This is a genomic window from Kineococcus esterisolvens (genome assembly GCF_050871405.1).
In the GTDB taxonomy this organism is placed as follows: Bacteria; Actinomycetota; Actinomycetes; order Actinomycetales; family Kineococcaceae; genus Kineococcus.
In genome coordinates, this window is record NZ_JBJLRI010000112.1 from 1 (window position 1) to 8,538 (window position 8,538).

Below are 8,538 nucleotides of genomic sequence, written 5' to 3' on the forward strand. Positions count from 1 at the left end.
CCCCCCCCCCCCCCCCCCCCCCCCCCCCCCCCCCCCCCCCCCCCCCCCCCCCCCCCCCCCCCCCCCCCCCCCCCCCCCCCCCCCCCCCCCCCCCCCCCCCCGCGGCGTCACTTCAGGCGCTGGCCGGCGCTGCGCAGGGACTGCGCGGCCTCGACGACGCGCGCCGCCATGCCGGTCTCGGCGCTCTTGCCCCAGGTGCGGGGGTCGTACATCTTCTTGTTGCCGACCTCGCCGTCGACCTTGAGCACGCCGTCGTAGTTGCGGAAGACGTGGTCCACGATGGGCCGGGTGAAGGCGTACTGGGTGTCGGTGTCGACGTTCATCTTGACGACGCCGTGGTCGACGGCGGCGGCGATCTCCTCGGCGAGGGACCCGGAGCCGCCGTGGAAGACGAGGTCGAACGGCTTCTCCTTGCCGACCTCGGCGCCGACCTCCTCCTGGATCTGCTTGAGGATCTCCGGGCGCAGCTTGACGTTGCCGGGCTTGTAGACGCCGTGGACGTTGCCGAAGGTGAGGGCGGTGAGGTAGCGGCCCTTCTCGCCGGTGCCCAGGGCCCGCACGGTGGCCATGGCGTCCTCGACGGTGGTGTAGAGCTTGTCGTTGATCTCGTTCGCGACGCCGTCCTCCTCGCCGCCGACGACGCCGATCTCGACCTCGAGGACGATCCTCGCCGCGGCGGCCTTGCCGAGCAGCTCCTCGGCGATCCGCAGGTTCTCCTCCAGCGGCACGGCGGAGCCGTCCCACATGTGGGACTGGAACAGCGGTTCGCGGCCGCCGTCGACGCGCTCCTGCGAGATGGCCAGCAGGGGCCGGACGTAGCTGTCGAGCTTGTCCTTCGGGCAGTGGTCGGTGTGCAGGGCGATGTTGACGTCGTACGCCTTGGCGACGTGGTGGGCGTACTCGGCCAGCGCCTGCGCGCCCAGGACCATGTCCTTGACGGTGGTGCCGGACAGGAACTCCGCACCGCCGGTGGACACCTGGACGATGCCGTCGCTCTCGGCCTCGGCGAAGCCGCGGATGGCCGCGTTGAGCGTCAGCGAGGAGGAGACGTTGATGGCCGGGTAGGCGAAGGCACCCGCCTTCGCGCGGTCGAGCATCTCGGCGTAGACGTCCGGGGTGGCGATGGGCATGGCGACTCCTCGTCGTTGTCCTCGTCGTTGCGGCTCTGGCGTGCCGATCCTTCCACGCGGGGGCACGGCGGGGCAGGCAGGTCGTGGAGGTGTGCGTCACCCCGGCGGCGCGCCGCTCCGCCGCGGGGGTCGCCCGCCGCGGGGTCGCCCGACGTGCCGGACGCCTGCGGCGGTGCCAGCGTGGGGGCATGACGGACAGGCAGCTGCAGGGCAGGAAGGTCGCGTTCCTCGTGGGCCCGGAGGGCGTCGAGCAGGTGGAGCTCACCGAGCCGTGGAAGGCCGTGCAGGCCGCCGGCGGTGAGCCGGTGCTCGTCTCCACCCGGCCGGGCCGGGTGCAGGCGTTCAACCACCTGGACGCGGCCGACACCTTCGAGGTGGACGTCGTCGTCTACGACGCCACCGTCGGCGACTACGACGCGCTGGTGCTGCCGGGCGGCGTGGCGAACCCGGACGTCCTGCGCACGAGCCGGGAGGCGGTGGCGTTCGTGGGGCAGTTCGCGGCGTCCTCGAAGCCGGTCGCGGCGATCTGCCACGCGCCGTGGACGCTGGTGGAGGCGGACGCGGTGCGCGGGCGGCGGGTGACGTCGTGGCCGAGCCTGGCCACGGACCTGCGCAACGCGGGCGCGGAGTGGGTGGACGAGGAGGTCGTCGTGGACACCTCCGGCCCGGGGCCGCTCATCACGAGCCGCAAGCCGGACGACCTGGACGCGTTCTCGAGGACGCTGGTGGAGCACGTGGCGGGGGTGCGGGCGTGAGCGAGGTCCGCATCGGCTACACGTGCATGTCGGAGCAGTCCGACCCCCGCTGGCTGGTGCGCGACGCCGCCGCGGCGGAGGAGGCGGGCTTCGACCTGGTGGTCTTCTCCGACCACTACTCGCCGTGGCTCACGTCGCAGGGGCACGCGCCGTACGCGTGGAGCGTGCTGGGCGCGGTCACGCAGGTCACCTCCCGCGTGGAGCTGATGAGCTTCGTGACGTGCCCGACGATGCGGTACCACCCCGCGGTGGTGGCGCAGAAGGCCGCGACGGTGGGCCTGCTGTCGGAGGGCCGCTTCACCCTCGGGCTGGGTTCGGGCGAGAACCTCAACGAGCACGTCGTGGGGCAGGGCTGGCCGGCCCTGGAGGAGCGCCACGACATGCTCGTGGAAGCGCTGGAGATCATCTCCTCGCTGTTCGACGGGGACCTGCTCAGCTACGCCGGTGAGCACTTCCGGGTGGACTCGGCGCGGTTGTGGGACCGCCCGCCGCAGCGGGTGCCGATCGCGGTGGGCGTCTCCGGGGAGAAGTCGTGCTCGCGCTTCGCTCCGCTGGCCGACCACCTGATCGCCGTGGAACCGGACCCTTCGCTGGGGCCGACGTGGGACGCGGCGCGCGACCCGGCGCAGGCCGCGACGAGCCGGCGGATCGGGCAGATGCCGGTGTCGTGGGACGCGGACCGGGACGCGGCGGTCCAGCGGGCGCACGAGCAGTTCCGCTGGTTCGCGGGCGGCTGGAAGGTGAACGCGGACCTGCCGACGACGGCGGGTTTCTCGGGGGCCAGCCAGTTCGTCCGGCCGGAGGACGTGGCGCAGCAGATCCCGTGCGGGAACGACGTGGACGCGGTCGTGGAGGCGGCGAGCGCCTACTTCGAGGCGGGGTTCACGGACCTGGCGCTGGTGCAGGTGGGCGGCGAGCACCAGGAGGACTTCCTGCGCGCGGCGCAGTCGGAGATCGTCCCGGCCCTGCGCGAGGCCGCGGCGTCCCAGGACCCCTCCCCCAGTTGACCCCGACCCTCGCGCCGTGATCGCCTGAACGCCCGTCCGGGGGAGCCGGCGGGTCCGCGATCGGGGAGCGGGGGACGGGTGGACCTGCACGTGCGGGCGGCGGTGGCCGGTGACGTCCCGGCCGCCGCCGGGGTGCTCGCCGAAGCCTTCGGCGACTACCCCTGGACCCGGTGGACGGTCGACGCCGAGCGCCACGCCGAGCGGCTGACGGCCCTGCACCGCCTCTTCCTCGCCGAGGTCGCCGTCCCCTACGGGCGGGTCGACCTCGGCGAGGTGGAGGAGGAACCGGCCGGTGTCGCGGTGCGGGTGACCGGCACCGCCGTCCCCGGGGAGGTCTGGTCGCGCGTGGGACCGGTGGCCGCGGAACTGGCCGGGGACCGGGCGGGGGCTGCCGCCGAGGCCGAGGCGGTGCTGGACGCGCACCGCCCCGCCCGGCCGCACGTGGTCCTGGCCAGCCTGGGCGTCGCGCCGCACCGGCAGGGCCGCGGCGTCGGGGCGGCCGTGGTGGCCCGCGGGCTCGAGCGCGCCGACCGGGAGGGGCTGCCGGTGCACCTGTAGACCAGCGCGCCGGCGAACGTGAGCTTCTACCGGCGCCTCGGCTTCACCGTGAGCGGCGTCGTCGACCTGCCGGGCGGTGGCCCGCGCACCTGGCTGATGCACCGCGAGCCCGACCGGCGGTGACCGCGACCGGGCGGACCCCCTCCCGTGGACCGTGGTGGGGGCGGTGCGGGGCCGATCAGGCGCGGCGCCAGCGGAGGGTGACGATCTGGAAGGGCCGCAGCTGCAGGTGCGCGGCGCCGTCCCCGCTGCCGCGCAGGGCGCGCGGCCGCTCGACGTCCCGTTCCAGCAGGTCCGTCTCGGTCACCGACGTGACGGGGAAGGAGGGCCGCACGCTCGCCCGGGCCCGCCCGCCGTGCGCCTCGTAGAGCCGGACGACGACGTCGCCGCTGCGGTCCTCGGCGAGCTTGACCGCCTCCACGACGACCCCCTCGCCGTCCACGGCGACGAGCGGCTCGACCGGCCCCGCGCCCGGGGCCTCGCGCAGCGGCAGGTTCATGCGGTACCCCTCGCGCACCGCGTCGGGGATCGACGCCCCCACCAGCAGCGAGGTGCGCAGGACGTGCCGGCCCTGGTCGGCGTCGGGGTCCGGGAACAGCGGGGCGCGCAGCAGCGACAGCCGCACGGTCGTCGTCGTGCCGCCGTCGGGACGCGTGGTGCGGCCGGTGTCGTGCCCGTAGGTGGAGTCGTTCGCCACGGCCACGCCGTAACCGCTCTCCCCCACGTGCACCCAGCGGTGCGCGCACGTCTCGAACCGCGCCGCGTCCCAGGACGTGTTCGCGTGGGTGGGGCGCAGGACGTGCCCGAACTGGATCTCGGAGGCGGCGCGGTCGGCGTGCACGTCCAGCGGGAAGGCGAGCTTGAGCAGCTTCTGCCGCTCGTGCCAGTCGACGTCGAAGGACAGCTCCACGGCCGCGGAACCCGCGTCGAGGGACAGCACCTGCTCCACGCGCGAGTCGCCGAAGCTCCGCACGACGCGTACGGCGACGCGCTGCGGGGAGTCCTCGACCAGTTCCATGGTCCGCGCGGCGACCAGGTCGGTGGTGTGCCGGCGGTAGTGCTCGTCGACGTCCCAGGCGTCCCACTGCGTCGGGGTGTCGCGGTGCAGCTGCAGCAGGCCGCCGCGGGTGCCGGGGGCGAGGACCTCCCGCCCGGCGGTCAGGTCCAGCACCGAGGTCAGCAGCCCGTCGCGGTCGACGACGACGCGGACGCGGTCGTTCTCCAGGACGATGCCCTCCCCGGAGGTCGACGCGCGCGCCCCGGCACCCCGCTGCGGAGCGCCGGCCCCCAGCGCGGCGACGCCCTGCCGCGCGAACGGCGACGCGTTGAACGCGACCGCCTCCCCGCCCTCGCCCGCCAGCGCGCTCAGGGACGCGCCGATGAGCTCCTCCAGCTCCGCGGCCACCTCGGCGTAGCGGGCCTCGGCCTCCCGGTGCACCCAGGCGATCGAGGAGCCGGGCAGGATGTCGTGGAACTGCTGCAGCAGCACCACGCGCCACAGCCGCTCCAGCGCCTCGTACGGGTAGTCCGCGCCGCGCTGGACGTGCGCCGCGGACGCCCACAGCTCCGCCTCGCGCAGCAGGTGCTCGCTGCGGCGGTTGCCGCGCTTGGTGCGCGCCTGGGAGGTGTAGGTGCCGCGGTGGAACTCCAGGTAGACCTCCCCGCTCCACACGGGCGGGTCGGGGTACTCCGCCTGCGCCTGCCGGAAGAAGTCGTGCGGGCCGGCGAGCTCCACGACCGGTGAGCCCTCCAGCGAGCGGGTGCGCGCCGCGGCGGCCAGCATCTCGCGGGTGGGACCGCCACCACCGTCGCCGTAGCCGAACGGCAGCAGCGAGCGGCGCGCCCGGCCCTTCTCGGCGAACTGCCGCTCGGCGCGGGCCAGGTCCTCCCCGCCGAGGTCGGAGTTGTAGGTGTCCGCGGGCGGGAAGTGGGTGAAGATGCGGGTGCCGTCGATGCCCTCCCACGCGAACGTGTGGTGCGGCATCCGGTTCACCTCGTTCCACGACGGCTTCTGCGTGAGGAACCAGCGAGCGCCGGCCGCCACGGCGATCTGCGGAAGGGCGGCGGTGTAGCCGAACGAGTCCGGGAGCCACACGTCGAGCGGCTCCACGCCGAGCTCCTCGGCGAAGAACCGCTTGCCCGCGACGAACTGGCGGGCCAGCGCCTCCCCGCCGGGCATGTTCGTGTCGGACTCGACCCACATGCCGCCGACGGGCACGAAGCGGCCCTCGGCCACGCGCTTCTTGAGCCGCTCGAACAGCTCCGGCTGGGTGTCGCGCACCCACGCGTACTGCTGCGCCGAGGAGCAGGCGAAGACCAGGTCCGGGTCCTCGTCCATCAGCGCCAGCACGTTGGAGAACGTGCGGGCGCACTTGCGCGCCGTCTCCCGCGTCGGCCACAGCCACGCGGAGTCGATGTGGGCGTGGCCGACGGCGGTGACCCGGTGCGCGCTCGCGGAGGCGGGCTGCGCCAGCACGCCAGCCAGCGCGGCCCGGCCGGCGGCCGCGGTGCCCGCCACGTCCCACGGGTCGACGGCGTCGACGGCGTCGTCCAGGGCGCGCAGCACCTCGGCGCGCCGGGTGGACGCCTCGGGCAACTGGGCGAGGAGCCCGCGCAACGTCCAGACGTCCTGCTGCAGCTCCCACACCTCGACGTCGAGCTCGGCGAGGTCCGCACCCGCGAACCGGTACAGCGGGTCCGTGCCCGCGGTGGCGGGGTCGCCGAGGCGGGTGGGGGTGGCGAACACGCCGTCGCCGGAGACGTCCGGGTTCGACGACGCCTCCAGCAGGACGTCCACCGCGCCGTCGGGCCCGGTCACCGCGGCCAGCGGCAGGTACCGGTTGCGCGGGTGCAGGCCCTTGAGCACCGTGCCGTCCGGGTGGTACGCCGTCGCCTCGGCCTGGAACCCCGGCTGCACGTCGGAGTAGCCGAGGTCGACGACGACCTCCGCCCGGGTTCCCTCACCGCCGAAACCCTCCGGGACGCGGCCGGTCAGCCGGAACCACGTGGTGCCCCAGGGCCTGCCCCAGGCGGTCCCCGCCGCGAAGGGCGAGTACGGCGCAGCGGCCGCCTCGGCGAACGGGACGGGCTCACCCGGCGCCTCCCACGCGGTGACCTCCAGCGGCAGACGCCGACGGTGGGTGGCGGGTTCGAGGCGCTCGCGCACGAAGCGCTCGACGCGCATCTCGACGAGGGTGGGGTTGACGTGCACGGGGCGGCTCCTGGTGCGGGGTGGTGGTGGGTTCGCGCGCGGGGCGGCGGGCCGGTGGCTCGAGCGGGTCAGCCCTTGACGGAGCCGGCCAGGGCGAAGGAACCGCCGGCGAGGCGCTGGACGACGAGGTAGAGGACGAGGACGGGGGTGGCGTAGAGGAGGGAGAACGCGGCGAGCTGCCCGTACGCGACGGCGCCGTTGGTGCCGAAGAAGGTGTAGATGGACACCGCGGCGGGCTGCCGGGCGGGGTCGAGCAGGAGCACGAACGGCACGAAGAAGTTCCCCCACGCCTGGGTGAACACGAAGATGAACACCACGGCGATCCCCGGGCGCATGAGCGGGACGACGATGCGGCGCAGCGCGGTCATGGCGCTGGCGCCGTCCACCCAGGCCGCCTCCTCCAGGGACACGGGAACGCTGTCCATGAAGTTCTTCAGCATCCACACGGCCATCGGCAGCGAGGTCGCGGCGAGGAAGAGGACCGTTCCGGTCAGGGAGTCCAGCAGTCCCAGGGCGACGAACAGCGCGTACACCGGGACCATGATCGCCGTGATGGGCAGGCAGCTGCCGAAGAGGATGGCGTAGAGGAAGGAGCGGTTGAACCGCATCCGGTAGCGCGACAGCGGGTAGGCCGCCAGGGTCGCCACGACGACCGTGACGAGCGCAGCACCCCCGGAGACGACCAGGGAGTTCCACAGCGGCAGCAGCGTGAGGTCGTAGGTGAGGACGTCGCGGAAGTTCTCCAGCGTCGGGGTGCCGGGCAGGGACACCGACACGGTGGCGTCGGGGTCCACGGAGGCCAGTACGATCCAGGCCAGCGGCACCAGGAAGACGATCCCCACGAGGAGAAGCGCGAGGTTGGCGGCGACGCTCGCGCCCCGCCGGTGGGGCGCGGTGACGTGCAGCCCGGGGCGCGCCGGCGCCGGTGGCGGTACCGCGAGCACCGCGTCGGGTCGGGTGGTCGCTCCCGCGCCGGCCATCAGTCCACCTCCGGCTTGAGCACGCGGACGTACACGGCGGCGAACACGGCGCCGATGACCAGGGTCACGACGGCGATGGCGGTGCCGTAGCCGACCTGGGCGAACTTGAACGCCTCCTGGAAGGCCAGCACCGGCAGCGTCGAGCTCCGCGTGCCGGGACCTCCCCCGGTCATGACCCAGATGAGGGTGAACACCCCGAGGGTCTGCAGGGTGGTGAGCATGAGGTTCGTGGAGATCGAGCGGCGGATCATCGGCAGGGTGATTCGGAAGAAGCGCTGGGCTCCGCTCGCGCCGTCCAGGGAGGCCGCCTCGGTGACGTCGGGCGGGACCTCGGACAGCGCCGCGCCGTAGACCATCATCGAGAAGGCGGTGCCGCGCCAGACGTTGGCGAGGACGACGGCCATCATCGGGAAGGTGACCAACCAGGCGGTGTCCCCGGCGCCGACCGCCCCCAGGACGGCGTTGAGGGTGCCGTCGGTGGAGAAGAACGCGTACAGCGCGAAGGCGGCGACGATCTCCGGCAGCACCCAGGCGGTCACGACGAGGGCGCTGACGAACGAGCGCAGCGGGCCGAGGGCGGCACGCAGCAGCAGGGCGACGGCCATGCCGAGGACGTTCTGGCCGACCACGGCGGAGGCGAGCACGAAGAACAGCGTCAGCCACGCCGACCGCCAGAACTCCCCGCTGCTCAGGAGCTGCGCGTAGTTGTCGAGGCCGACGAACTCGGGCTGGGCGGCGCGGTACCCGCTGAGCGCCGTGTTGGTCAGCGACCCGTACAGCGCGTAGGCGATGGGCCCGGCCAGGAAGACCAGCATGAGCGCGCAGGCCGGCAGCAGCGGCGCCAGCTTCACGATCGCGCCGGACCCGCGCCGGGCGGGGGTCCGCTCCGCCCGGCGC

7 protein-coding genes are annotated in these 8,538 nt (G+C 74.1%); 3 read left to right on the forward strand and 4 right to left on the reverse strand.

Annotation, left to right across the window (positions count from 1 at the left end):
* Positions 1–107: 107 nt before the first annotated feature.
* Entirely contained in the window at positions 108–1,130 is a 1,023-nt protein-coding gene (gene fbaA / locus ACRYR8_RS20305) for a class II fructose-bisphosphate aldolase (RefSeq protein ID WP_432484167.1), read from the reverse strand.
* 188 nt (positions 1,131–1,318) lie between these two features.
* On the opposite strand from fbaA, the gene ACRYR8_RS20310 reads away from it, so the two are divergent.
* The 3 genes from ACRYR8_RS20310 to ACRYR8_RS20320 all read left to right on the forward strand — a co-directional run bounded on the left by ACRYR8_RS20310 (position 1,319) and on the right by ACRYR8_RS20320 (position 3,450).
* Complete coding sequence (locus ACRYR8_RS20310) at positions 1,319–1,885, forward strand: type 1 glutamine amidotransferase domain-containing protein (RefSeq protein ID WP_432484169.1); 567 nt, start codon at positions 1,319–1,321, stop codon at positions 1,883–1,885.
* Entirely contained in the window at positions 1,882–2,892 is a 1,011-nt protein-coding gene (locus ACRYR8_RS20315) for a TIGR03557 family F420-dependent LLM class oxidoreductase (protein WP_432484171.1), read from the forward strand. Before ACRYR8_RS20310 ends, ACRYR8_RS20315 begins: the two co-directional genes overlap by 4 nt.
* 78 nt (positions 2,893–2,970) lie before the next feature.
* Positions 2,971–3,450 carry a GNAT family N-acetyltransferase gene (locus ACRYR8_RS20320; protein ID WP_432484173.1) on the forward strand — a complete coding sequence of 160 codons (480 nt, stop codon included), beginning with the start codon at positions 2,971–2,973 and terminating at the stop codon, positions 3,448–3,450.
* A gap of 178 nt (positions 3,451–3,628) precedes the next feature.
* Here ACRYR8_RS20320 and ACRYR8_RS20325 read toward each other — a convergent pair whose 3' ends face one another.
* From ACRYR8_RS20325 to ACRYR8_RS20335, 3 genes are all read right to left on the reverse strand, one after another.
* Positions 3,629–6,661 carry an alpha-mannosidase gene (locus ACRYR8_RS20325; RefSeq protein WP_432484175.1) on the reverse strand — a complete coding sequence of 1,011 codons (3,033 nt, stop codon included), beginning with the start codon at positions 6,659–6,661 and terminating at the stop codon, positions 3,629–3,631.
* A 68-nt stretch (positions 6,662–6,729) separates the two neighbouring features.
* Positions 6,730–7,641 (reverse strand): carbohydrate ABC transporter permease, encoded by a 912-nt coding sequence (locus tag ACRYR8_RS20330; RefSeq protein ID WP_432484177.1) that lies wholly within the window; start codon positions 7,639–7,641, stop codon positions 6,730–6,732.
* Positions 7,641–8,495 carry a carbohydrate ABC transporter permease gene (locus tag ACRYR8_RS20335; protein WP_432486193.1) on the reverse strand — a complete coding sequence of 285 codons (855 nt, stop codon included), beginning with the start codon at positions 8,493–8,495 and terminating at the stop codon, positions 7,641–7,643. The genes ACRYR8_RS20330 and ACRYR8_RS20335 overlap by 1 nt, the downstream gene beginning before the upstream one ends.
* Between the last annotated feature and the right edge of the window lie 43 nt (positions 8,496–8,538).

Coding starts and splice junctions, on each gene's coding strand:
- ACRYR8_RS20310 (WP_432484169.1), top strand. CDS start 1,319: ATGACGGACAGGCAGCTGCAGGGCAGGAAGGTCGCGTTCCTCGTGGGC.
- fbaA (WP_432484167.1), bottom strand. CDS start 1,130: ATGCCCATCGCCACCCCGGACGTCTACGCCGAGATGCTCGACCGCGCG.
- ACRYR8_RS20330 (WP_432484177.1), bottom strand. CDS start 7,641: ATGGCCGGCGCGGGAGCGACCACCCGACCCGACGCGGTGCTCGCGGTA.